The following is a 24,610-nucleotide window of genomic DNA, read 5'->3' as shown; positions in this document are numbered from 1 at the left end:
TTATCTCTCAATAAAATATTCATTAATCAAAAAAGACATCCTTAAAAGCTTGTCCTTTTCTGATAAGTTTTCAGCCAGCGAAAGTACTGGTGTATTAGATTCCGGAAATCTACCTTCCCACTCGACAGGCATCCATCCCCGTCTCAGCTGGCCAACCTGCTGCCTCGTTTTACTAAAAACCCGTTCATCCATAAAATATCTTGAACCCTCAACAGAGCCAATAGATTCCCCTGACTCATCCAACATTTCTTTCTTTATTTTCACCCAGGATACTCTATCTTTTTCAAAGCAGCCTAAATATCTCTTGTTTTGATCATATACCTCAATGACTAATGATGAGGATTTTTTTATTTTATAAAATCCAACAGCTTGATTTTGGCTATTATAAAGTGCATAAATTCTTGCTTTCCTAAACAGATAAAACCCCTTTTGCTTATATTTCTTTATCATTCCTGCCTGATGTCCATCAGGATAGAAAAGGTGCACACACGATTCTTGCTGGTTCATGAAAAGAACCAACAGGTGTCTCGCTGAAAATAAACTATGATAATAGCTAGTCGAGTTAGACATATTTCTGTCGATTGAAATTGCCTGTTTTCTTCTATACAGGTAGATTTGAAAACTAATAAAACTGTAAACCACAAAGGGTATTGTAAATAGCACAATGTGATTGTTTTGAAAATAATATAGATTTCCAACTGCAATAATTACTGCGGGAACGAGCGCTGCTATACTTCCGTTTAAGGTGATATCGGCACTGCTACGGTAAAATTCATGTATTTTCATCAAGAAAACTCCTTATCTGCCCCTCTTATATTTATTCTATTAAACACGGGACAAAAAAATGATAGGAGTTTTTCTTATTAAGAGGCAAGCTCTTTTTTCTTAAATAGGAACACACTTAACCACAAAAGGACGACAATGAGTAAGAGTGATATTAAACTTGCAGGCAGAGTATCATCAGGAAGTTCCCCTGCTGTAAGTAAAGCACTGGCATAACTAGTTAATTGCGAAGGGCTCCATTCTAGTAAGTGAGAAAGTGCCCCACTAACGATACTCACTACCAGCGCCAATGCTAATGAGATAAATCCCGCCATACCTGGTGATAAAAGAGCAGCACTAAAAAACACTGTAACAGTTAAGATAACCGTCAGCCATAATCCATATAAAACGAACGATTGAAAAAATTCCCCAATAGGCACCCAATCAAATAGCTGCCCCGTATAATACCAGGTTGATATGTACCCAATAAATAATGAAATCCACACTAGTAAAAGACTACCCGCCCATTTAGAAGTAATATAAGAAAGATAAGAAACCGGCTTTACTAGGATCATCGCTGCTACGCCACTTTTTCTTTCACCCGCGATGATACCCATCGTGCCAAGAACAATGACTAAGACCCCGATAGTCGAGTATTGGCTAAGACCGGAAGCTAATACAGCCCCTGCTGTTGGTTTAGGTATTTCAAAGATTGCTCCTTCAGGCAGACCGCCAACTGATTTAATAATTTGCGGCAAATAATAACTCGTTAATGGCTCTTTTACACCTAATAAGATAAAGGTGATTGGAACCCAGATCCATTTAAAATTTCTCCATATTTCTAGAATCTCTTTTTGAAAGAGTGTCATCCATTGGCTCATTTTCCCACCACCTTCATAAATACATCTTCGAGGGTCATACTGCTCACTTCAAATTTATCCAATTGCCATTCTTTTTCGGCGATCAGTCTCAAGAACTCCTTCCTGGCACTCTCTATATTGGTAACAAACACACTTATCCGATTTCCGTCTATCAGAATAGACTTTGTTAAGCTATGGGTTCTAAATGTACTTTCCATCTCCTCTATTTTCCTATGAAAAACTAAGTCTATCTTTGCCTGCTGGTGCCGTTCACGCAAATCATCCATTGTTCCGGATTCCACAATTTCTCCAGTATGTAAAAATAGGATTTCATCACAAACTTCCTCTGCATCATTCAAAATATGTGTAGAGAACAGAATGGTGGTCTCCTTTTTCAATCTTTCGAGAAGCTCTAATACTTCTCTTCTGCCAAATGGATCTAATGCAGAAACAGGCTCATCTAGCATGACAAGCTGCGGACGGTGTATAATGGCCTGTGCAATACCGAGCCTTTGCTTCATACCGCCTGAATATTTCCCTATTTTCCTATTCTTTGTGTCACTAATTCCAACAAGTTCTAGGAGCTCTAAGGAACGTTCCTTTGCCTCCTTACTTGTTAAACCTGCTAGCTTACCTACATATTGGAGAAATTCGAATCCTGACATCCACTCATAAAATACAGGAAACTGTGGCAGGTAGCCAATTAGATGGCGCATATCTCCATCCTTTTTAGCATCGCTAAAAGAGATGGAGCCCTCAGTTGGTTTCATTAATCCTGAAAGCATCCGAAGTGTCGTTGTTTTACCTGCACCATTGGGACCTAATAAAGCAATACACTTGCCCTTTTCAAGCTTAAAATCGAGCCCCTTAATGACTTCATTGCCTTGAAAACTCTTCTTTAACCCTTTAATTTGGATGAGGGACATTAATCATTTCTCCTTCCAATCACAAAATATAGAATGGGTCCGATAATATTCACAAAAATAATAATAAACACCCAAAGCAGCTTAGGACCATTCGTTTTTTCGATTCTGGATAAGTCCACTAGTGAGACAATTAGTAAGATCAGTTGGATAATAAAGAGCGGTGCAATTAAACCCCAGTTCAATCCTTCTAATAATTCCATTGGTTTTCCCCCTTGTGAAAGCTTTATATATTGATATGACGTTTGAACTACAAAAACGTTCAAAACCCAGCAAAAATTTTTTTTGCCGGGTTAGTTGGTCTGTTTTTATTATTTTATAACTCTAAAGATTAATGGGAATCGGTATTCGTTTCCTTCGTATGCTTTGACTGCTGCGATGATTGTGAATACTAGGGCCATTAATCCTAATATCCATAATAAGAAAATGCCTACAATAAGGAAAATTAATATTCCGCTTATGACGGAATAAACTGTGTATGAAATGAAAAAGTTAAAATATTCTCTTCCATGATAATTGATAAATGATGACTCATCCTTCTTTAATAACCAAATAACGAGAGGACCTATAATCGGAAAAAATAGACTAACAACATAAAGAATTGCCGCAAGCATTCTTTCTTCGCTTTTTATCATTTTATGATTCCCCCAACGGAAATTTTTTCTATCTTTCCCTAATACTTACGCTGCCATAACTAAAAGGTTTCATAATTTTTTTAAAAATCATTTATTTTCCACTATCAACTCCATCCTCCAGTTGATAAAATAGTAAAAATAATATTACCAGCGTGTAGAAAGGTTTAATGTTCATGAAAATTCTTTTAAAAAATGCAACAGTTTATCCCATTACATCTGAACCACTAAAAAACAGTGATGTTCTAATTGATAATGGAAAAATCATTAAGGTAGGAAAAAATCTTCAAACAGATTCGACTGTTAAAATCATTGAATGTGACGAACTCTATCTTTTACCAGGCTTTATTGATGTTCATACCCATTTAGGTCTATATGATGAGGGAACTGGCTGGGCAGGTAATGACGCAAACGAAACAGCCGAAGCAATGACTCCTCACATAAGAGCCATTGACGGCGTCTATCCATTAGATCCTGCCTTTTCCGATGCAATTAAGAGTGGAATCACCACCGCACATGTCATGCCCGGAAGTGCAAATGTTATTGGAGGCACCACATCTGTTATCAAAACAACCGGGAAAAATGTAAATAAAATGATTGTCCAGGAAATTGCAGGTCTAAAGCTTGCATTAGGAGAAAATCCAAAAAGAATCCATAGTCAGGGGAATAATGACTCAATAACAAGAATGGGAATTATGGGAATGCTGCGGGAAGCCTTCTATAAAGCAATCCATACAGATAACCCAGAAAATCTTAGAGTTGCACCACTGGTCATGGCTTTAAAGAGGGAAATCCCAGTTAGAATTCACGCGCATCGTGCAGATGATATTATTACAGCATTGCGTCTCGCTGAGGAATTCAACTTAGATTTACGAATTGAGCACTGTACCGAAGGCCATTTAATTGCCAGTGAGTTTTCTGGAATGAATTTAAAAGTATCTGTTGGTCCAACCTTAACTAGGAGATCCAAAATTGAACTTAAAAACAAGACTTGGAAAACCTATCAAGAGCTTACAAATAACGGTGTCGAAGTATCGATTACAACCGATCACCCCTATACACCTATTCAGTATTTGAATATATGTGCGGGGATTGCGGTTCGAGAAGGTCTATCGGAGCAAAAAGCATTAGAAGGGATCACCATTTTACCTGCGAGAAACCTAAGGTTAGACCATCAATTAGGAAGCATTGAGGGAGGAAAAGATGCAGACTTAGTTCTATGGAGTCACCATCCTTTTCATTATTTGGCAAAACCAAAATGGACGATGATTGGTGGTGAAATTATTTTCTCGGAATAGTAGAAATATGTTGAAATTTGCCAATAAATAATCACGAAAAAACAACAAAAAACCTATTTATTTTTTTTATTTTTTCTAGTATGATACTCTAAGTGAAACCGAAAAAGGCCTAAAAATCTGGGGGGTAAATCACATTATTTTATCGCAACAAAAAAAATGAAATAGGGAAGGCAAATGGTGCGCCACCAGTAATACCTGGTTCTAGTGGGTTCGATTCCCACCCCGAAATTTTTTAGTTTATCTGAATAAAAAATTTCGTGGGTGGGCCGCTTCTTTAGACATGGGATCGGATTGCCCAATGGAGGGAAATTCAATGCTTAAGAAACGAGATCTTCAAGACAGCCATGTATTATTTGAACTTATGTCGCATCCAGATGTCTTCCCTTTTGTGCGTCAAAAATGTTCTTCTTATGAAGAATTTATCTTTATGACGAAACAAACAATAGAAGCAGAAGAGCGCAGTGAATTAATTTCGCGGACCATCCTTGATGAATGGGGTGCCCCTATCGGAACCATTAATCTTTTTGATATCGAAGATAATGCAGGATTTTTAGGTACATGGCTTGGAAAGCCTTTTCACGGTAAAGGTTATAACGCCCCTGCAAAGGATGCCTTTTTTCAAGAGGTTTTTTATACGTTAGGTATCGAAACGATTTTTATGAGGATTCGTAAAGTAAATATTAGGTCTATTAAGGCTGCAGAAAAACTCCCTTACGTTGTTAAGGCAAATGAAACAAGAAAATCACTTTACGACCAGTTGAATGCTGATGGTGATGTGTATGATTTATATGAAATACCTAAAGATCAATACTCCTTCTACCTCATGCGGAATAATGGTCCTGTACAAGAAGAACCATCACATTTGTTAGAAGCATAAAAGCAACCGGCTTTGGCCGATTGCTTTTTTCGTTATAAAAAGAATAAAATTAATCCGTTATGTTTGGTTCCGTTCCGGAATTAACCTCACTAATACCCATATGGAGCAAAAATTCATCTAGTTCCTCGTTCGTAAGTGTTTCAAAACGACCATCATGAAAAAATACTTGAGTTTGATTTGGATTAATACGATTCATGTTAAAACTCATTTTATTTTGCTCCTTTCATAGATGTGTTACATCTATTATCCACAAAAGGAACATAAATCATTCCAAAAAATAGAATAGTTCAAAAAATTATAATAGGCAATAGCAGTTGAATCTCCATTGATTATTCTGGAAGATGGTTTTGAGTATAAGCTTTTCCGAGGACATCCATTCCTCCAGTGACAGGTATGATACACCCAGTTATAAAGTCAGACTTATCATCAACGAGAAAGGCAATGACTCGCGAGATATCCTCACCTGTTCCTTGTCTACCTACTGGCACGCTTTCACTAATGATTGCTTCCTCAATTCCTTTCTCCTTCCAGTGAGAAAGGATATCCCCAGGACAAACCATATTAGCTGTAATACCATTTGCTGCTTCTTCAATTGCGATCGTTTTTGTCAGTGATGCCAACCCTGTTTTTGCGGCAGCGAAAGCAGAACGGTAAACCCAGCCAGGAGAGGTTTCCACTCTTTCGAATCCCATCGTTATGATTCTCCCCCACTGCTGCTCTCTCATAATTGGAATAATTGCTTTTGATAAATAAAAAACAGCATTTAAGTTTCCATTAACTATATAATCCCATTCCTCGAACGAGTATTCCGTCATTTTTTTCCTTTCACGTACATAGGGACCTGCGTTATGAATGACAACATCGATAGAGGTAAATTCTGAAATAACTGTTTCAACAATCTGGGTACAATCTAACTGATTTGCCACATCTCCTTGAATACAAATAATTTCATTTCCGAATTTCTCTTCAAGCTCTTTTGATAAAAGAATTGCTTCTTGATTACTGTTTCGATAGTTAATAGCAAGCTGATAACCTTCTTCTGCAAGCCAAAAGGCAGTTTTTTTTCCTAAACCAGTAGCTCCTCCAGTAATTAAAGCGGTTTTTTTCTTCACGAGCCATTACCTCACAATAATGTTTTCTTAACTATATGTTTGGAAGGCTGGATTATATCTTCAAATTTCTAGTTATTTATAACGCCAGCTCTCCTCATTGCATAGTATAAGGTATCAATGCCTAATGAGATTTTGCTGAAAGGTGGGGAGTTTATGTTCCCGTTTAATTTATTTCCTTTTAATAAAGATATGAAAAATAAGCTTCAGCATATGAAACCTGATGAAATCGACAAATTCATTAAAGGCATTTTGGGAAATGTCATGCCTGATCAATCCGGAGGAACCATGAATTCACAATACAACGCCAATCAATATCGAACCCAACCCTCTCAGCAGGCGAATACATTGAACTCTACAGCCTTTGAAACACATGATTCTGTTTTTGTTAGAATACCAATTAAGGATGATTCACTCCTTAAGGATTTAAGGATTTATCATACTGCAAACCATTTGATGGTGGAAAATATACCCGAGCGAGATCATAAACATTCCATCACGCTTCCAGCTATGGTAAAAAAGAAAGGATCTTCCGCTAAATATAAAGATGGAATACTCGAAATAAAATTAATAAAGTCATACGACATTCAATATTCTCAAATCGATGTGACAGAAATATAGAAAGGAAAAGACAGCATACCAATCCTCAGCTGTCTTTTCCCTTATTAATCTCAGCTGCAGCGCCTAGCCCCTCGGGGTCAAGGCGCTGCAGCTTTTCTTAATGCCCTTCCATGTTCATATCATTCTTAGATTCATTTGGATCTTCTGGTTCACTTGGTGTTCCAACAACAAATACTTTTTTAGGCATGTTATGCATGTCTCTTGCGGTAACATGAGATATAATGTAATACGTTCCTTCTTGCTGAAATGATTTTTCTAGACGATAAATTCCATCCTCCGTATGTTCCACTTTAATTTTCTCGTGTTTTTCATCTTTGGCACGCCAAATTTCAAAGGTCACCTCATCGGCGTCTTCAACATTTTCATCTCCTTGGGTTACCTTTGCTTCAAAAATCATCTGTTCGTTAATATTTCCCTTTTCTGGGTTAACCGTCAAATCCACCTCTACAAACTCAGGTAATTCATCTGCCTTTTGGTCTTTATTATTGCATGCACTGATACCTAGTACAGAAACAATGCTAAGAATTAGAAATAAGTACTTTCTCATCTTTAACCCTCCTTTTACCTCCACATATCCTCAATTGCATTGTTACATACTTTCGGACATTATTGCAAAAAATAAATAAAATTATACTGCGGAAGGAGATAACCATGTCTACACCTTATAAATGCCCTAATTGTAAAACCAATCGAAGCCGTTTCAATATCATCCAACAAGTTTCCCAGTCTGTAAAACTAGACCCACTATCCGGTGAGGTCGTCAGAGAATATAGCCAAAATGAATTAGAACCGTTCCATCTGCCTTATAACGGACCAGATTATCGAATTCAATGTGCCTCCTGCGGCCTAATTGAGGACGAGAGGACGTTCATTAAATTTGGTCAGCAAGCTTAACATGAAAAAACACCTTTTCTTATTCGGTGAAAAGGTGTTTTTTCATGTTATTTTAAATGATTTTCTTTTAAGAACGAGTCAGAATCTATCTTCCAGGCTTCCATCGTTGAAAACCGCATTAAATGGATTTCACCACCATAGTGCTGCCTTCCTCTATTTTGAATAAACCAGTCAATTTCTATTGGTACATCCATGCTTATTTCCTGTCTTAAATCTTCGGCAGGTAATATCGGCATCCTAGTTATTCTAACGTTCTCAATTTTACCTAAAACAGGCTTCCAATTGATTTTTTGTGCGCTAATTATCTTGGAAATAAACACATCCTGCTGTTTTAAACCAGCGATATATGCTTGAACTGTTTCATAAGGCGATGCCTGACTTAAGTACTCCTCCAGCTTTCCTGAAGCCTTAAAAATCATCAACATATGCGAGAGGTCCATCGCATTGGTTCTATGGGTGGTACTTCCGTAAAAGTGGATACAAAAATGACCAGGAAAGTTATTTTTTAAAGCCCCGGCGCCATGAGGCATACCGTGCATGGATCCTGCAATCCATTGGTCCTTACTAATCACGATGATGGCCCGCCGTTTCCAGCTCCATTTTCCACCGTAGATTTTTTTCATGGCCTTGGTATCCTTCGGAGTCAATGGCTGTACATCGGCATGATGACTTCCAGCACGTCTTTGAACTTCAAACTTCTTACCGGTTTCAATATCCAGGACAGTAAACTTAGAATACTTTGGCAAAACTTTATTGACTTCTTCCCATGGCAGCATTTCAATTTTGTAACTAACATTTGTGGCGGCATAAATCCCTTGCCCATATAGGAGGAAAAGAATAACTATAATCGTAATCGTTTTCTTCTTCATCTAATCCCCCTTTTCAATGTTAAATAACTACATTAAAAGAATTACCTGAAGAAGAAATGTTCATTCATTTTTCTATTTGGATTTTGAAGTCATTTTCTAGTTTTTTAAGTTTCTCTTCTATCTCAGACCAATGAATATTTTCACCAATCAACACTAGATTTAAGGGTAAGTTCATATCTTCTTTAATGTAAAAAGGCATTCCATATGAGTATTGAAAGAGATATGGTTTTGATGAAGGGTCAAATTTCACATATCCTTTGATTCGATAAATCATCTCTGGTAAATCCTTCAGAAATTCCTCGAATTCTATATGACTTATTGGCCCTTGAAATTGATAAACAAAGGTTGTTAAATTAAGTGCTTTTTTAGAAAATGATGGACTTGTTTTTTTATCAAATGATAAAGTTAGTTTTCTCAATTCATCGATTGCAACCTGTGAAAAATTGGTGAATAAACAACGGGCCACCGGATTGATTCCTTGGATTTCAAAAATAATTTGGGACTGCTCTGATTCTGATAGTTCATCCATTTTATTAATGAGAATGAAATCTGCGTGTCTAACCTGCTCGACAAGTAATTGGTGAATCTGCGGGCTCAATACTTTTCTATCGCTCCATCTTAATCCATCTACAGTGGTTACAATTCCCTTTATCGTAAATTGATCCGCAAATAATGGTGAAAGAATTGCATCTAGAACTTCAACAGGATGTGCTGCGCCAGTGGTTTCAATATAAATTACTTCTGGTCGGTTATTTACTAGTAATCCTTGCAGCTGGGCTTCAAGCTTGTCCTGAATCGAGCAGCAAATACAGCCTCCTAACAGTTCCGTTAAAGCCACATCCTCGTCACGAGCGGCTTCAGAATCAATTGAAACCTTACCTAGCTCATTCATCATTACCGCCGTTTTTCTGCCTCTTGACCGTTCATTTTCGAGTAATCGCTTTAAAAGTGTTGTTTTTCCGCTTCCTAAAAACCCTGATAATATATAAATTTCTGTTTTATTCATCCCGTTTCCCTCTTTTTCTTCAGATATTATTTTTATTATAGCTGAAATTGGGCTATCAACCAGATAGAAGTGGCTTATAATATTAGTAAAAAGAATATTCAGAAAGGACTTTCCTCATGATTTATGAGTATGTCTATCCAAAAAATCTCATTCACTTTATAAAAAATCCTTCACATGAATCGTTAAAAGACCTTCTCCTACACAATACAGGCGAAACAGATTTTCTAGATTTTAAAACAAAATGGACTGAGTTTTCTAAGATGGCTAAACATGTTCTTGCCATCGCAAATTCAGGCGGAGGCTGTATTATTGTCGGTGTAAGTCAAAATGATGAGGGCGCTATTTCTTTAACTGGACTTAACGAAGATGATTTTTTAGATAAAGCGGATATTGACAATAAACTAGCCAATTTATTGCCAAAATACTTAAAATATCGGACGGAAGATTTTTATTATGGTCATGACCAACTGAATCTGAGTAATAAACGGTTTCAAGTGCTTATTATTGAATATGATCCAAAATATGTACCATATACTTCTGTTGTTCAACGGAACGAGCTCCGTTATGGTGCGATTTATGTACGACAAGGTACTAAGACACTTGAAGCAACGAATGACAAGCTTGTTGAAATCATCTTACGTAAGGTACAATCAGGAGGTTCTGGCGTGAATGAATATACCCTAAAAGAGCACCTTAACCAATTAAAAGAATTATTTGAAGAGTTTTCATCCCTACAAGATAATGAATATAGACATTTTATTGCCGAATTGATAGATCGAAAAAAAGAAAGAATTAGGGACCTATTAGATATACTACCTGAAACTTAGATAAGGTCGTATTTTTTTTACACAAAAAAGCCTGAACCAGACGGTCCAGACCTCTTCATTATTTCATTTCCTCTTTTAGCACTTCAATTGCCTTTTGAAGCTGAGTATCGTTTGTTTCAATCAATTCTCTGAGTTTTTCCATTAATTTCATAGTGGAATCCCCTTTTAATACTCCATCAGCAGGCAAATTATTAGCGGTTTGGAAACTGCTTACAGCTGCTTGGGTTTTTTCATCAAAGAATCCATCTTCTCGACCTGCATCAAAGCCGATTGCTTTTAACATTTTCTGTGCTGATTCAACCTCAGTTGAAGAGCTAGATAGCTTCAGCTCTTTATCTGGGTTTATGATTGGTAATGATGCATACTCTGGAAGCGAAACTTCAAAATCAGGTTTTATTCCCTTTTTATGAATCCAGTTCCCATTTGGGGTCAGCCATTTAGCCGTTGTAAATTTTATATTTGATTTATCAGGGAAATCCTTGGCGGTTTGAACAGTTCCTTTACCAAAGGAGGTTTCACCTACAAGCTTTACTCCAGCAGATTCACTTACCGCTCCAGCAAGAATTTCTGACGCGCTAGCACTACCTTTATCAATTAATACAACTAATGGGAAGTCAGAGTTTCCATCATTTTGTGAAGGATATTCCTCCGTCTTTCCATTACGATCTTCTACTTTTAAGATCAACTTCCCTTTTGGAACAAACATACTCGATATACTAATGGCTTCTTCTAATAATCCACCTGGGTTTTGGCGTAGATCCAGTACTAAGCCTTTCATACCTTCTTTCTGAAGTTCATTTAACTTTGCCGCAAGGTCTTTTGACGTATTGGTAGAGAAACTAGTAACTTGAACCTTAGCAATACCATCGCCAACCATTTCACCATAAACGGTTTCAATCGGAATATCATCACGAATAATCGAAACCTTTACAGGGGCATCTGTTCCTGGCCGTTGGATGGTCAACTCAACTTTGGTACCTTTTTTACCACGAATGATTGTTACTGCTTCAGTCGAAGTCATTCCCTGCAGGCTTTTGCCATCCACTGACGTGATGATATCATTCGGTTTCAATCCAGCTTTTTCTGCAGGTGATCCTTTAATTGGTGAAACGATGGTAATATGGCCATCTTTCTCTTGGATCTCAGCACCAATTCCTTGGAAAGATGAATTGATAGAGCTATGAAAGTTTTCTGCTTCCTCCACGCTCATATAGTCTGTATAAGGATCGTCAAGAGCCTTTACCATACCATCAATAGCCCCATTGATTAGTTTTTTCTGGTCGAGTTCCTCAAAATATCCGCTCTTTAATGTATCGTAGGCCGCGTAAAGTTTATCAAATTCTGACCTTTCTGTCCCTACTGTAATAACTTTTTCTTCTCCGAATGATAGAGCGAATGTTGTTATTCCAGTTGATAGTAATACAAGGAAAAATAGTATTAATATAAAATGAAATTTCTTTATGTTCACATATCCCGTTTTTTTATCTGTTACATGTTCTTGTTCGTTATGTTCTTGTTCGTTATGTTCTTGTTCAACATTTTGTTCATCCAAAGCCTTCACCACTTTCATTGTCGAAAAAATATTATGTAAAACTAGTCCTTAGTGATTAGAATAACATCTTTTATTAAAAATTAACAAAGAAAAGTTACCATTATAAATAGCTCTTTTAAAAAAAACCGGCACATCCTGCCAAAAGGGGTGCCGTGCTTTATTCTTTACATTTTTTTCACTTCATTAAAATACTCCTCTAATGTCCAATTATGCTCGTACATAATCGTTGCAGCCTTCACTCCAACATAGCGAAAATGCCAGGGCTCGTACATATAATTGGTAATATCGATTTTCTCTTTAGGATACCTCAGAATAAAACCAAAGTGATGGGCGTTATCCTTCAGCCATTTTCCTTCTGTTGTATTAGCGAAGGCTTCATTCAAATAGAATTTATTGGATTTGCTCGAAATATCCATAGCCAGTCCCGATTGATGCTCACTCGCCCCTGGTATTGCTACAGCTTGTTCAGCTTTTTCTATCCCCACTCTATTTATTTCCGCATTAAACAATTGTTCTTGCCGGTTATAAGAGCGGTAACCGGAAACGGCATAAAGCTCAATCCCGCTTTTCAGAGCAGTAGAGAACATATTTTCTAAAGCTGTTGCAGCTTCTTCTCTCATTAAGCTTTTTTCTGTATCCACTTCTCCAAATGAAAACTCAACATCTGGTCTAACAAGATCCTCGGGAATATAATCATTCGGAAGGTAAAACTCTTTATTAACCAATGCCATTACATTAGTAGAATTTTGGATGACGTTTTTTCCATCAACCTCTTTAATTTCATTGAAAAAAATTGATTCTAAACTAAGTGGGTCATTTATCTGTGTTTCATCTTTTTGCTGATTGCTATTACTAGAATCATTTGCCGTGAACGGGAGCTTATTTAATAGTGAATTGATTTGACTGCAACTACTTAATAGTACGGTCACAGAACCAATCAATAATACATTTTTCCATACCATTACTCTCACCTATCTATCTTTCTTCATCCTTTATGCACTATATCTATTTTTACCAAAAAGGTCAATAAGAAAACCCCTTTCACAAAGCGAAAGAGGTCAATAGTCTTATTCTTTTGTTGCTGCTTCTAATGCAACTTCAATCATATCGTTAAATGTTAATTGTCTCTCCTGGGCAGATGTTTCTTCACCTGTTAAAATATGGTCACTTACGGTTAAAACCGATAATGCTTTGCGGTTAAATTTAGCAGCTAACGTATATAAAGCTGTTGTTTCCATCTCAATAGCAAGGATCTGATACTTAGCCCATTTTTCAAGCTCAGCATTGTCATTATAGAAAGAGTCAGCTGTAAAAATGTTCCCTACTTTCAGATTCAGCCCTTTTTCCACTCCTGCATCATAGGCCTTTCTGAGCAGATCAAAGTTTGCACATGGAGCAAAATCGACCCCTCCAAAGGTCAAACGATTCATGTTGGAATCAGTCGAACTTGTCATCGCTAAAATAACATCGCGAACTTTTACATCCTTTTGGATGGCACCACAAGTGCCTACACGGATTAAATTTTGAACATTATAGCTGTTCATTAATTCATTCACATAAATGGAGATTGACGGAACTCCCATTCCAGTTCCTTGAACTGAAATTCTTTTTCCCTTATATGTACCAGTAAAACCAAACATATTTCTAACTTCGTTATAGCATTTTGCATCTTCTAAGAAGGTTTCTGCAATATATTTAGCCCTAAGTGGGTCTCCAGGCAGTAATACCGTTTCTGCAATTTCGTTTTCCTTCGCACCAATATGTACACTCATAATAAAAATCCTCCTATCATTTCAGTGAAGTCCATACCTCACACTTGTCAATATATCATAATCAATTTCGAATGAAAAAGCTTTAACCGAAATGGTCATGATTTTTTTTATTTGTGGGAAGCTATTTTTAGATTATCCAAAGGAGGTACATTACATTATGGGAAAAAAGCATAGAGCACAAACAAATCGGCCAAAGAAAAATAATCACATTCCAGCAGAAGCCATTGAAGCAGAGCATAATGCCCATGCAAAAGAACATGATGCATCAGGCGGTCGGAAAAGTGATGGTAAATAAAATTAAAGAAAAAACCTAAGGATTTGCTCCTTAGGTTTTATTTATCTAATTTGGATTCGATTAATTGGCTGCCAGCCGCCAGGCTTTAACTGGTAGTAGTGCTGTCCGCGACGACCTTCATCAATTAATATGATGTCTCCAGTGGAAAGAAATCTTCCATCATAATTCAATGGAATTCGATCAGTAACATTAAAAAGGCTAAATGTTTTCTCCAAACAGTTTTCATGGTTACCTGCATGAATAAAGATACGATAAATCGGTTTGTACCCTTTGTATTCTCTATACTTTGGAGTTTGAAAGATTGTCACATCATATTGAATATTAGCTCTTCTGGTTATCGCCTTGATCATCTTATCCCCTCCAATCATTAAAATAATTGTCATTACTTTAATAATTAGAGATGAACCTAGGAGAATCCTTCCTAGATATTTATCTTTTTTTGTCGACTATTAGGAAAACCTTTGTATTACGCTTTGGATTTGCTGTTGAAGATTTGGAATATCTGCTGATGTAACGGTTAATCTTACATTGCTCTCATCCAAACCTGCCGCTTCTGCAAATAGTCCTCCCAATCCACGAGCACGACGATCAACCTGTAAAAGCAATTCAAGTGCACCATTTCCAGATGGTCGCAATACTACCTCAAGCTCATCTAATCTTCCACGGAAAGGTCCAGAGGTCGGAACATATTCAAATTCTTGCACGAATGGCAGGCGACCGCGTACTTTGTATGAAGCTTCTTCACAATCCGCCTCACGCAAACGGAATCCAAGACCATCAACTGCATTAAAGATTGCATTCATTAATTGATTCGGTACAACCTGAATATAGTCTTTATCACCAGGATCCACTGCATTTTTAATATCTAAACCTGTTGTAACCCAGATTTTAGACCTTCCAATTGATAGTGGAGTGTCTAATGGAAGCTGGAAGGAAAAAGGTATTTCCTTTCTTTCGTTTTTTCCAATTGTAAATGGACTGGTAATTCGAAAACGATCAATAGTAGCTGTGACATTATACTTTTTATCATCTGACTCTTTCAAATAGGTAGTATTTATCGATAAGTATATATCATCTATCTGCTGTTCTACCTTTCCCCCTCTGATTTCTACCACACCGTTAACTGTCTCCCCAGGCGAGTACGTATCCCTCTCCAACTTTGTGTCAACCGCAGCTGAACCTATTCCTACACTAGCAAATACCTTGTCAAAAAAAGACATTCTCATTTCCTCCTTATTTCCCAATTAATATTTTCATATCTGACTTTATCTGTACGCAGTTTTCATAGCAATCTTCTATTTGTAAAAGCCTGCTTATAATGTGCTTTGCCTGATCTGAGATTTCCAATTCTTCTTCCCAGCTGCTTTCTTTTTGGTCTTTTGGGAACGAGTAGTTGGAATAAAGTAAAAACAATAAGAAATGACCGAGACCATAAAAATCAGCTTGGGGATTTACCTCTTTCCGTAAATTTCCCTTTGTTATGTTTTCTTTGTCATGATCACATTTTCGCGTAAGTCCTACATCAATAAGAACAATCCTCGAATCACTAGCAATCACATTTGGAATACGAATATCTCTGTGAATCAGTTGTTGTTCATGTAAATAGGAAATGAGCTCTAGTAATTCATAGGCGATCACAAAAGCTGCTATTTCAGTATATTTTTGTCCATCTTGAAAAATTAATTGTTCGAAGTTTTTCCCTTCCATATACTCCATGGTATAAAATGGAATACTATTATATATTCCATCCTCATAATATTGTGGAAACCCTGGATGTTTTAACGATTTGAGTATGTTTTTTTCAAGCTCAAAGCCTTTTTTTCCAGACTTCTTAATTCTTTTATGGATACGTAATGCTTTTAAAACTTTCTGTTGTTGTGATACTTGATCAAATACTAAGTAACTATTTCCATAGCTACCAACACCTAGATGGTTGATAATCCGATAGCGCTCGGCAATGATTTCATTTTGCTGAAATCGCCTTTCGAGCATGTTTGCAGTAACTAAAGAAATCCTTTTAAACATATAAATGGTTAACTGCTAAAGAAGCTAGAAAAGCTACCACTTTTATGTTTCTTTTTATAGTGTTGATGTCCGTAGTGCTTATGTTTGTTGTGTTTAATTTTTTTCCAAGCATTACTTGAATGTGAATATTTTTGATGATGAGATTTACTTCCTAGAATCGACTTTAAGATCTTTTTTAGCATCATCATTCCTCCTCGAGCCTTGTGGTATGTAATACGGGAAAGAAATAGGAAAGTTTCATCCATTAAAGAAAATAGTTAAAAAATTTTCGCAAACAAAAAGCGAGCAGAATCAAATGCTCGTCTTTCGTTACTTCTTATTATAAAGATGAATAAAGTATCGTGATATTTTACCTATTCATCTTCTACTTCTTCGTCGATAATACTTTTCTCGATGAGATACTCGAAGGTGATATCAGCGATTTCTTCCAATTCTTCTTCCGAAGGAACGTATCCTCTTTTCACCAGCTCATGAAAGAAAAATTCAGCAATCTCTTCCGTATCAATAAATACTTCAATTTCTCTCATAGCATCGCCCCCTTTTTACAGAATGTATGTTGAAACCTGCTCATTCATGCTATTTACTTCTAGAAGAATCGGTAAATATTCTGCCGCTTAAACATAGAGAGCAAAATAAAAGAATAAATATGTCTTTTTTTCTTAGGACAAGCATAGGATGAATAAAAAGAATTATTATGAGGTGATAGTATGTCAAATCTACAAGCAAAATTTGAAGCTATTGTGGAAGACGTAAATCAGGAGGATGGATTGATCATCACTGCCTTTGAGAAGATTTTAGAGTGTCTATTTTTTCTAATAAAATGGGGTGGGATTCCTTTGGTCATTTACTTATTAGTGTCCATATCCAGCTGGTAGAGGCTAGACATGGCTTTTGCCATCGTCATTTACGACACTTTTTAATTTTCTAAGAATAACACGCATAACTTGATAATATTCCTGGTCGTTGAACATGGTATATAGAATTTTGTAATCATTAAAAATATCTAATAAATTATCTATTAGCTGCTTTTTTTCCTTCTTTCGTTCGATTTCTTCAAGTTCTGCTTTTCTGACGATGTTTTTTTGTGTCTTTGAAATAGCAACTTGCTGCTTCTCTTCATTATTTACCAAGTAAAGAAGCCCTAATTTTTGAATAAACGTGTCCGCACTCTCAGCGTCTGCAACGAGTGTCATTTCCTCTTCACCCGCTTCCAGCCATTCCCCATCACTAATCCTAGATAGTTCGTAAATAACATCTTCCCATGCATCTTCTTTGTAGCGCCAAATTTCTGTTCGAAACCCGACAATCTTAAACAAATCGGAGCCATATCCAGCGACCTGAACTAAATCACCGAAAAAGAATTTGTATTCGATATCAATTTGTTCCTGTTCCACCAAAGTTCCCTCATATTCTGAAAGAAGCTGCAGTCCTGATTCAACAAAAAGACCATCACTTTTATTCACTTCGTATACATAATTTCCGTCAATCAACTTGACATCTGTAAATTTTCTAAATTTATTGGATGGTCAAACCATTGTCAATAATGGGTTTAGACACCATTATAAATAAAAGAAAAACTCGTATACCTTTTGGGCACACGAGTTACTTTGCTTTATCATTATTATTTTTATTTTGAACATTTTGCTTCTTAATTTTGTTAGTCAGTTCAATCAATCCCCTAGCTGCTTTCTCCGCGTTAAATGTTCCTCTTTCTCCACATTTAAGTTTCACGACGAAATCACCTCGTTGCATAATATGCAGGTCGTGTTTGTTTGGAATCTTGTCTGTATCCAATTTTTTCTGGTCTTCCATACTAATTTTTTCTTAATTAAATCTATTCGGAACTTAAAGCAGCACCTTTGAGAAAGTTCCTTCATTTAATTTCTGGATTTTTCTAAAGTCTTGGTTTCACACTTTGTCCCCGTTCGAATTGGTTTACTTCCCGTTCTCGCTGTGTTCGGTTTCGCAAAAAATACTTCCCACGTTTTAAAGCCGTTTTAAAGATATCGGTATCCCTTTGTAATAGTGTGTAAATTTCCTGTGATGTAAGAATGACTGTACATTTTTCCAACTGGATAATATATTTCAATGCCCTTCACCCTTTCAAATTGGTATACTTTAGGTACACCTGTTTTCAAGTGAGATTTGCTTGCATTGCCATTTTTTCATAGAGCTCGGCATATTGGTCAACCCGCTTGAAAATATCTTGTTCATCAACCTTTCCAGAAACTTCCCCACTATGATTAATTTCGGAAATGTCCGTGCTTTCACCACGGCTCAACCGTTCTACCTTCACGGCGATTTCCAGTAGCTTTGCTATTTCATAGGGTGATAAATTTTCAGGTTTAATATGTTCCACGGCCTCTTTCACTTTGAAAAGCAAATGACGGGATACTTCCGCATGGTCTTTAATCATTTGTTTTCGCAGCTGCTCATTCTCTAAAATCGCTTTTCTGTCCATTTCTTCATCAAATGTTCGGGCACGCTCAACCCAATTATGATGGGATGACCAACGCTTAATCAAAGAATGGTTTTTTCCCAGCTTCTTCCCAACATCTTTAAGGTTTCTAGTAAGCCCTAAATTTCTATAAACAACAAAGCCCTCAAAGGCTTGTTTGCTTTCACCTTCCAGCCGCTCATATGATGATTTCATGGTGGCTGCAACCCTCCTTTTCGGTTAAATAGCGGTTAACTTTTAGTAAAGGATTCCGCATGTTTCCATTACGCTCTCCATTCGGTATAACTGTTGTCCAGTAACTCCGTTAAGGAATCATCCAATGATGATTTTTCTCTTAAAATGGTTTCAGTTTCCTCATGCTTTAAACTGGCGATTGTCTTCATTTTCAAATCAAATAATTTTTCGGTCGGAACTTCGGATAAATCCCGCTTTGCTAATTCCTCATTCAACCGGAGCAATTCTTCCCCGAACAACTCGATTCTTTTGGCTTTTGAAACAAAATACTTTTCTTGCAGTAGCTCTAATTCCAATGCCTTTCGGTTACTAATATCCATCTGCATTTCTTTGCCCCATTTGATAAGAGTAGGCTTGCTAACCCCGATTTCTTTTGAGATCTCATCATAGGAAACACCTTTTGCCCTTAACTCAACAAATTGCTCTTTTTGGTCAATCTTGGTAACTTTCGCCATTAATTTCACTCCTAAGGTAGTTGTCTCAGCCATGTAATTAAAACGTCATTGGGCTGTAGTAAGCTGTGTAGTAAACCCTAACACTTGATATAAATGGATGTAGTAAGCGTAGTAAGCGAAAATACAAAAATAGGTTTGGATTTACTATAAAAAACCAATGTTTAATCGTTTTATAATGTTGTATAAAACTTTTATAAAAGAGCTTACTACGTCTACTACACCCTAGATAAATAAGGCTTTTAGGTTACTAGATAGGGTTTACTACATACCTACTATAAAAATCATTTTGAGCGAATACCCACATAGACTTTTTTCGGTTGGATCTTACCGTTAAACTCAACCCTTTTTGACTTAAAAGCGAATCGCTCTTTCATTTCGATACCAAAATTATTTTTGTTAAGACAACCAAATCCACTTTCGGAACACCATGATTTATAGTTTTGATACATGCGGTCTGGAACTTCCCAATAATTTCCATTAGCAGAATCAACCTCATAATTTTCACTGATAAATTGACCGATAATGTCCTGTTCTTCCTCATACCGCTTTACGGCATCCAGAACCTCGGCTGGTCGGTTCAATCCCTGTCTTTGCCATTCCAGACAACCTTCCAATGCCCAAACCAATATACCTTCCATTTCGGATTCTAATTTCTCGTCCAAATTTTTATCCCTCTCATGTTCTTCAAAATAACGGTTGAACTCTATTAAATGAATCCTTTCCCAAATAGCTTTTCTTCGCTCATAAATACTAGGTTTATTGTTTGTCAGCATCCAAATTTTAAATTTAGGAATATAGGTAAATGGTTGTTCATATTTTCGCTCGGCTTCAATCGGATCACGCCCTGTTATTTGTTTAATCAGTTGGACTGCCAATTCCTCACCCCGTTCCACTTCGGATGTAGAAAGGAATCTCACTCCTGAAAATTCTGCTAATGTATGTCTTGCGGTGTTTCCTTTTTTCATAAAAGTTGATGGGTCGGTATGCCCTGCATATTCCCCCATCAATTTATGAATGGCTTTTTCTAAAGTGGATTTTCCATTTCTCCCCTTCGGCCCGTATAGCATGAATAAGCATTCTTCTTTGTTGCTACCTGTAAGGCTATAACCTACCGCCCTTTGAACATAAGAAATGATTTCTTGATTCCCGATGAAAATATCATTTAAAAACCTTAACCATGTCGGACATTTCGCAGTTGGATTAAAAGGAATATCAACGTACTGTGTAATCAAATCTTCCCTCTTATGAGCAGATAGAATGGCATCAGTAACCCCATACATTTCAAGCATTTTCAAATCAATCGTGCCGTTAGCCACATTCAACAAATATTCATTCTGGTCTAGCATGGATTCGTTTATAGTTATGTCAGAGGAAACTGAATCTGCTAAATTGAGCATAGCTTGGATCCTGGAAGCGGATTGGGAACGAACAATATGTTTTGAAAATAATTCCCTTTCATCTGCATTCTGAATATGCTCGATTTCATTTTGAAACCCCTTGACAACTTCTATTGCTTTTCTTTTTAAATGGTTTGTGTTGTCGACATCCCAATACTTTCCGTTCCAATAAAGCCATTTTTTTCGCTCGATATGATATCGAAAATTTCTCCCGTGTTCATACATCAAACGCTCGGCATTACCTAAATCGGTATAACTAAAGGACTGTTCCTGTTTTTGTCTTGAGTTAAATTCTTCTAATAGCTTATCAGTTCCACGTTCTCGAAGCCTTTCAGCTTTTGTTTTCGCAGCAAACCTTTCCACTTATTAACAACTCCAATAGCAGATCCGAAAAAGTCAATCTGCCGGTCAAAGTTAAGTTCATCCAAAAGCCCAGCTAATAGCCCGTCCAGTAAATACTCATGGTAGGCACTTTCGTGATAATAGAGAATTAAGATCGGATCTAGCACTACCCGGTCTATATCTTTGTAATTTTTAGCTTTGACTTTCATATAATCTCGTAAGGTACAAAGATAATAAAACAGCCGTTTATATTCCTGTTCAAACCGTTTTTCTAGCGTTTTGTCTTCTTGCCGTTTACTGACCACTATTTTTTGTTGTTTAGTCAGCTTTTTTCCTGACAACCCGATACGCTGGGCTAGCTCTGAAACAGCTTTTCCATTTTTAATGCCATTTAATTGTGCATATAGGCTTATTTGGTCACCACTTATTCCACAGCCAAAACACTTAAAAATATTTTTATGTGGGTTTACGCTAAAAGAAGGCGTTTTTTCACTATGAAATGGACATAAACCTATAAAATTCCGCCCTCTTTTCCTCAACTGAAGTGACGATTCCTCAACGATTGTTAAAATATCAACCTTTGATTTTATTTCGCCGATAGTATAATCTAATGTAAGGTTCATTTTTTACACCTACGTCTCAAAAAGGTTGTAAAATGGTTAAAGCCTTTTCTTTTTTAAACCCTTTATACAAAGGGTTTTTTTATTTTTCTAATGTTTACCGCTTTAACGGAATCTTTGGTATATTTATATTAATTTTTTTGGGCCAACCATCAACATTAAACAAAACACCTTCTTCCACACCAAAAAAATGCGACAGCTGTTCCCTCAGCTTTGGCCAGCTTTTTCTATACTCATTTTCTAATTGAGCGATTGCAGACGGGTTAATATTAAGTTCCCTGCTTAACTGAACCTGCGAAAGCCCTTTTTCCTTACGAAGATACTCTATCAGGGTCATCTTGCCACCACCTTCCATAAAATCCTTTTTACTACATTTTCATGGTAATATAATTTATATATGAAAAAATCGTGCGACAAATCGTGCGACATCTGAAGGAGGGTGCGAATGTGAAACCAATCCAACTATGGCTTCCTGTTTTAAATGTAAGTTGGGATACTCCATCATTTAAGAGAGATGTTGAAAGAGCCCAGAGGAAATGGCTTGGAGAAGATAGAATTTGGCTGCTTCCCGAAATAGATGAAATTGTGCGGTGGGAATTACGTGAGGAAACAACGACAATCTTCGAATGTGCAATCCCTAGTGAAACATTTAATATGATTACCGTTGTTAATGTGTCAAAGGATGGGGCTATGTACCCTCAAGTGGGTGACGCGATACCATCTAGTTGGAATGGGAAGCTTCCTAAGAATTTGTTTGCAATGTGGATAAACTCAGGTGATCCCACTTTTATAAGCTCAACAAAGAATTGGATTAAGATGACGATGCCGTATATTAAAAAAAATAAACTGTCTTATGTAGAAAGAAGGGTGGATCTCTCCCCCGGGCCCGGTATTCCATGTTACTTATTGAATGAAGAAGAACGACAAATTGAATTAACATGGCCCCCCAAAGGAAGTAGATTTGTAGAAAGTATTAGTCCTGAAACAGAAAGCAAGGAATTTTTCGGGGAATTTAAATGGGAGAACGAACCAACTGGTGATAAAGGAAATATTGTGGTGAATAATGATGGAGTGAAGGCTTTTCATACGGAAATACTCTGGAAAAAACCATTTAATGAGATGTTTCCCTTAGGGGGAGGATGTGTTGATTTATTAAATCATTGGACATATCTAAATAGCTGTATTAAATCCATTGATGAAAATAGGAGTAATATCACTACACAAGTATGCCGTTTCTCTTCGGAAGGTTGGACAAATCTTGAATGGCAAATGGTTTGGCCAGCATATGTAACGGGTAATATGCGGAAATTACTTTTTGATATCGAAGGAACATTTAACATTGAGGTTAATGACATAAAAGAGCTACTCCAACACGAAAGATATTTTCATATCTTTCATGAAAAAATACCTGTAACCCGGATTTTTGGTTGGGAAGGTTACTTTTGGTGGGAATTAAACAACATTGTAAATGTTGAAAATAAATCTATTAATACATGTAATTTATGTGGAAATATAATCCACGGTAAAAAAGGCAAGTCATTTTGCAACAAAGAAGATAACCTTGATTGTTACAGGAAACGGAAAAGATTTGATAAAAGAAAAGAAAGAAAAAAATAAAAGGGGTTCATTCCCCTTTATAAATATAATTATAGTTTGTGAAGGGAAAACTAAGTTGAAATCTTCCTTCCGTGATACTCAAGCAGTTTTGAAGTTAGTGGGAAGGTATCATTTTTGATTCCATTTAGTTTGATATAATGCCATAAAGTCTTGATTTAATGCACTTTTTCTCAAGCCATATATCATTTAATTTTATCTAATTAAATATAAAAACATCTAATCTGTGACCAAGTTGTGACCAGAAGTGTGATCATAAATGGGATTAAAAAAGTAATTGAGGAGGTTTGAAACAAACCTCCTCTCCTTTATTTATATCACCCAAAGTGAAAATGAACATAAACATTGTGAACCAGTGACCCCAACCATGTCAATGATGGATATACTTGATGATTATAACAGTTTTATTAAGAAATCCTTGTTATAATAAGGATTTTTATAAGTCTTAATATGATTGAGATTTTGTTTTAGGAAACAGTTTGCTAAATTTGTCCCCAAAGTGTCCCCCCGATAGCAATAAGAAAAAACTATTAAAACCTTCTAAATACGATAAAAGTCACTGCGGTTTATACACACCTTATCCGCATCTTTCGTTTTTGACAAAGGGAAAGGGAACCTATTTGAGACCAGAAATTATTACATAAATGCTAACATTTTGCTAAGCAAACAAGTAAAAACAGTACAATTCCGTTAAAGATGTTACACTTTCAGATAATTTATCACTTTGTTTTTTGCAATTAAAAATGCTATTAATATCAGTATCTTTTTTAAATGTAAAAAGAGTCAAAATACACAGGTAGTGCATAAAAACGCATATTTTAGGCTTTTTAATTTTATTCCTTATTGTATTGTGTTAAAGTCCCCGTTAGCCATCCATGAATCGCTAAAAAACAGCTTTTCACCACATAGAATGAAAGTAGGGTAATTGTCGTCATAATGATATTGCGACATGAGTTTTATTTTAGGCCTAGCTTTTTTAAAAATTATAATCGCTAGGTCTACTTTAATAAAGTCGTTTTTAGATTTTGACTGTTTCGTAATTCCATGGTAGTTCAACAAAAAGACCGCCATAATGCGGTCATACACCCTTTAACTTCAATTCCAAAAAATGCACTAGTTTTATATTATGATTCGGTGCTCCTTCCTCAACAATCTCACAGTAACCGGA

At 36.4% G+C, this 24,610-nt stretch carries 32 protein-coding genes and 1 pseudogene; 8 read left to right on the top strand and 25 right to left on the bottom strand.

Annotated features, from left to right (window positions below; all coding sequences use genetic code 11):
- The 5 genes from ABC255_RS10950 to ABC255_RS10930 all read right to left on the bottom strand — a co-directional run bounded on the left by ABC255_RS10950 (position 1) and on the right by ABC255_RS10930 (position 3,180).
- Complete coding sequence (locus tag ABC255_RS10950) at positions 1-786, bottom strand: hypothetical protein (protein WP_412993438.1); 786 nt, start codon at positions 784-786, stop codon at positions 1-3.
- A 77-nt stretch (positions 787-863) separates the two neighbouring features.
- Positions 864-1,643 carry an ABC transporter permease gene (locus tag ABC255_RS10945; RefSeq protein WP_412993436.1) on the bottom strand — a complete coding sequence of 260 codons (780 nt, stop codon included), beginning with the start codon at positions 1,641-1,643 and terminating at the stop codon, positions 864-866.
- Complete coding sequence (locus ABC255_RS10940; RefSeq protein ID WP_412993434.1) at positions 1,640-2,548, bottom strand: ABC transporter ATP-binding protein; 909 nt, start codon at positions 2,546-2,548, stop codon at positions 1,640-1,642. The genes ABC255_RS10945 and ABC255_RS10940 overlap by 4 nt, the downstream gene beginning before the upstream one ends.
- Complete coding sequence (locus tag ABC255_RS10935) at positions 2,548-2,748, bottom strand: PLDc N-terminal domain-containing protein (protein ID WP_289343735.1); 201 nt, start codon at positions 2,746-2,748, stop codon at positions 2,548-2,550. The genes ABC255_RS10940 and ABC255_RS10935 overlap by 1 nt, the downstream gene beginning before the upstream one ends.
- A gap of 108 nt (positions 2,749-2,856) precedes the next feature.
- Complete coding sequence (locus ABC255_RS10930) at positions 2,857-3,180, bottom strand: DUF4870 domain-containing protein (protein ID WP_412993432.1); 324 nt, start codon at positions 3,178-3,180, stop codon at positions 2,857-2,859.
- Between the two features lie 173 nt (positions 3,181-3,353).
- Here ABC255_RS10930 and ABC255_RS10925 point away from each other — a divergent pair, with 173 nt between their 5' ends.
- Positions 3,354-4,475: an amidohydrolase gene (locus ABC255_RS10925; RefSeq protein ID WP_335532469.1), complete on the top strand. Its 1,122-nt coding sequence runs from the start codon at positions 3,354-3,356 to the stop codon at positions 4,473-4,475.
- 313 nt (positions 4,476-4,788) lie between these two features.
- The gene (locus ABC255_RS10920; protein WP_412993430.1) at positions 4,789-5,352 is read left to right on the top strand and encodes a GNAT family N-acetyltransferase; all 564 of its coding nucleotides are present in this window, start codon (positions 4,789-4,791) and stop codon (positions 5,350-5,352) included.
- Between the two features lie 49 nt (positions 5,353-5,401).
- Here ABC255_RS10920 and ABC255_RS10915 read toward each other — a convergent pair whose 3' ends face one another.
- Both ABC255_RS10915 and ABC255_RS10910 read right to left on the bottom strand, forming a co-directional pair.
- On the bottom strand, positions 5,402-5,560 hold the full coding sequence (locus ABC255_RS10915; RefSeq protein ID WP_412993428.1) for a hypothetical protein: 159 nt from the start codon (positions 5,558-5,560) through the stop codon (positions 5,402-5,404).
- 121 nt (positions 5,561-5,681) lie between these two features.
- Entirely contained in the window at positions 5,682-6,464 is a 783-nt protein-coding gene (locus ABC255_RS10910; protein ID WP_412993427.1) for an SDR family oxidoreductase, read from the bottom strand.
- 153 nt (positions 6,465-6,617) lie between these two features.
- Here ABC255_RS10910 and ABC255_RS10905 point away from each other — a divergent pair, with 153 nt between their 5' ends.
- Positions 6,618-7,082, top strand: a complete 465-nt coding sequence (locus tag ABC255_RS10905; RefSeq protein WP_412993425.1) for an Hsp20/alpha crystallin family protein — start codon at positions 6,618-6,620, stop codon at positions 7,080-7,082.
- A gap of 97 nt (positions 7,083-7,179) precedes the next feature.
- Here the strand turns inward: ABC255_RS10905 and ABC255_RS10900 are convergent, their stop codons facing one another.
- Complete coding sequence (locus ABC255_RS10900) at positions 7,180-7,629, bottom strand: FixH family protein (protein WP_412993423.1); 450 nt, start codon at positions 7,627-7,629, stop codon at positions 7,180-7,182.
- 104 nt (positions 7,630-7,733) lie between these two features.
- On the opposite strand from ABC255_RS10900, the gene ABC255_RS10895 reads away from it, so the two are divergent.
- Positions 7,734-7,976: a DNA alkylation repair protein gene (locus ABC255_RS10895; RefSeq protein WP_335532457.1), complete on the top strand. Its 243-nt coding sequence runs from the start codon at positions 7,734-7,736 to the stop codon at positions 7,974-7,976.
- 47 nt (positions 7,977-8,023) lie between these two features.
- Here ABC255_RS10895 and ABC255_RS10890 read toward each other — a convergent pair whose 3' ends face one another.
- Together ABC255_RS10890 and ABC255_RS10885 are read right to left on the bottom strand one after the other, a co-directional pair.
- Positions 8,024-8,845, bottom strand: a complete 822-nt coding sequence (locus ABC255_RS10890; protein ID WP_412993421.1) for a hypothetical protein — start codon at positions 8,843-8,845, stop codon at positions 8,024-8,026.
- A 64-nt stretch (positions 8,846-8,909) separates the two neighbouring features.
- Positions 8,910-9,851, bottom strand: a complete 942-nt coding sequence (locus ABC255_RS10885) for a CobW family GTP-binding protein (RefSeq protein ID WP_412993419.1) — start codon at positions 9,849-9,851, stop codon at positions 8,910-8,912.
- A 116-nt stretch (positions 9,852-9,967) separates the two neighbouring features.
- Between ABC255_RS10885 and ABC255_RS10880 the strand changes: the two genes are divergently transcribed.
- Positions 9,968-10,678: an AlbA family DNA-binding domain-containing protein gene (locus ABC255_RS10880; RefSeq protein WP_412993417.1), complete on the top strand. Its 711-nt coding sequence runs from the start codon at positions 9,968-9,970 to the stop codon at positions 10,676-10,678.
- Between the two features lie 58 nt (positions 10,679-10,736).
- Here the strand turns inward: ABC255_RS10880 and ABC255_RS10875 are convergent, their stop codons facing one another.
- The 3 genes from ABC255_RS10875 to deoD form a co-directional block, all read right to left on the bottom strand.
- Positions 10,737-12,248, bottom strand: coding sequence for a lmo1851 family serine protease (locus tag ABC255_RS10875; protein ID WP_412993416.1), 1,512 nt, complete (start codon positions 12,246-12,248; stop codon positions 10,737-10,739).
- 146 nt (positions 12,249-12,394) lie between these two features.
- Positions 12,395-13,192 (bottom strand): M15 family metallopeptidase, encoded by a 798-nt coding sequence (locus ABC255_RS10870; RefSeq protein WP_412993414.1) that lies wholly within the window; start codon positions 13,190-13,192, stop codon positions 12,395-12,397.
- A 105-nt stretch (positions 13,193-13,297) separates the two neighbouring features.
- Entirely contained in the window at positions 13,298-14,002 is a 705-nt protein-coding gene (deoD, locus tag ABC255_RS10865) for a purine-nucleoside phosphorylase (RefSeq protein WP_412993412.1), read from the bottom strand.
- 157 nt (positions 14,003-14,159) lie between these two features.
- Here deoD and ABC255_RS10860 point away from each other — a divergent pair, with 157 nt between their 5' ends.
- A complete protein-coding gene (locus tag ABC255_RS10860; protein WP_412993410.1) occupies positions 14,160-14,297 on the top strand; it encodes a hypothetical protein in 138 nt (45 codons plus the stop codon).
- 41 nt (positions 14,298-14,338) lie between these two features.
- On the opposite strand, the gene ABC255_RS10855 is transcribed toward ABC255_RS10860, so the two are convergent.
- The 4 genes from ABC255_RS10855 to ABC255_RS10840 form a co-directional block, all read right to left on the bottom strand.
- Positions 14,339-14,647, bottom strand: a complete 309-nt coding sequence (locus tag ABC255_RS10855; protein ID WP_412998534.1) for a hypothetical protein — start codon at positions 14,645-14,647, stop codon at positions 14,339-14,341.
- A gap of 99 nt (positions 14,648-14,746) precedes the next feature.
- Positions 14,747-15,517 (bottom strand): sporulation protein, encoded by a 771-nt coding sequence (locus ABC255_RS10850; RefSeq protein WP_412993408.1) that lies wholly within the window; start codon positions 15,515-15,517, stop codon positions 14,747-14,749.
- Positions 15,518-15,530: 13 nt separating this feature from the next.
- Complete coding sequence (locus ABC255_RS10845; RefSeq protein ID WP_412993406.1) at positions 15,531-16,322, bottom strand: serine/threonine protein kinase; 792 nt, start codon at positions 16,320-16,322, stop codon at positions 15,531-15,533.
- A gap of 353 nt (positions 16,323-16,675) precedes the next feature.
- Positions 16,676-16,849 (bottom strand): YozD family protein, encoded by a 174-nt coding sequence (locus ABC255_RS10840; protein WP_024029256.1) that lies wholly within the window; start codon positions 16,847-16,849, stop codon positions 16,676-16,678.
- Between the two features lie 180 nt (positions 16,850-17,029).
- Here ABC255_RS10840 and ABC255_RS10835 point away from each other — a divergent pair, with 180 nt between their 5' ends.
- A complete protein-coding gene (locus ABC255_RS10835) occupies positions 17,030-17,197 on the top strand; it encodes a hypothetical protein (RefSeq protein ID WP_335531784.1) in 168 nt (55 codons plus the stop codon).
- A gap of 3 nt (positions 17,198-17,200) precedes the next feature.
- Here the strand turns inward: ABC255_RS10835 and ABC255_RS10830 are convergent.
- The 8 genes and pseudogenes from ABC255_RS10830 to ABC255_RS10795 all read right to left on the bottom strand — a co-directional run.
- Positions 17,201-17,830, bottom strand: a pseudogene (locus ABC255_RS10830) (hypothetical protein); the annotation flags it as partial.
- 94 nt (positions 17,831-17,924) lie between these two features.
- Positions 17,925-18,134: a hypothetical protein gene (locus tag ABC255_RS10825; RefSeq protein ID WP_412993403.1), complete on the bottom strand. Its 210-nt coding sequence runs from the start codon at positions 18,132-18,134 to the stop codon at positions 17,925-17,927.
- 82 nt (positions 18,135-18,216) lie between these two features.
- Positions 18,217-18,393, bottom strand: coding sequence for a hypothetical protein (locus tag ABC255_RS10820; protein WP_412993401.1), 177 nt, complete (start codon positions 18,391-18,393; stop codon positions 18,217-18,219).
- Positions 18,394-18,456: 63 nt separating this feature from the next.
- Entirely contained in the window at positions 18,457-18,975 is a 519-nt protein-coding gene (locus ABC255_RS10815) for a hypothetical protein (RefSeq protein WP_412993400.1), read from the bottom strand.
- 68 nt (positions 18,976-19,043) lie between these two features.
- Entirely contained in the window at positions 19,044-19,469 is a 426-nt protein-coding gene (locus ABC255_RS10810; protein WP_412993398.1) for a helix-turn-helix domain-containing protein, read from the bottom strand.
- A gap of 281 nt (positions 19,470-19,750) precedes the next feature.
- On the bottom strand, positions 19,751-21,229 hold the full coding sequence (locus ABC255_RS10805; protein ID WP_412993396.1) for a DNA primase family protein: 1,479 nt from the start codon (positions 21,227-21,229) through the stop codon (positions 19,751-19,753).
- Entirely contained in the window at positions 21,163-21,831 is a 669-nt protein-coding gene (locus ABC255_RS10800) for a CHC2 zinc finger domain-containing protein (RefSeq protein ID WP_412993394.1), read from the bottom strand. Before ABC255_RS10800 ends, ABC255_RS10805 begins: the two co-directional genes overlap by 67 nt.
- Positions 21,832-21,925: 94 nt before the next feature.
- The gene (locus ABC255_RS10795) at positions 21,926-22,165 is read right to left on the bottom strand and encodes a helix-turn-helix domain-containing protein (RefSeq protein WP_412993392.1); all 240 of its coding nucleotides are present in this window, start codon (positions 22,163-22,165) and stop codon (positions 21,926-21,928) included.
- Between the two features lie 110 nt (positions 22,166-22,275).
- On the opposite strand from ABC255_RS10795, the gene ABC255_RS10790 reads away from it, so the two are divergent.
- Positions 22,276-23,445, top strand: coding sequence for a hypothetical protein (locus tag ABC255_RS10790; RefSeq protein WP_412993390.1), 1,170 nt, complete (start codon positions 22,276-22,278; stop codon positions 23,443-23,445).
- Positions 23,446-24,610: the final 1,165 nt, after the last annotated feature.

The sequence above is a fragment of the Neobacillus canaveralius genome (assembly GCF_047237705.1).
GTDB lineage: Bacteria > Bacillota > Bacilli > Bacillales > Cytobacillaceae > Neobacillus > Neobacillus niacini_K.
This window is presented reverse-complemented; position numbering and strand designations above follow the sequence as displayed.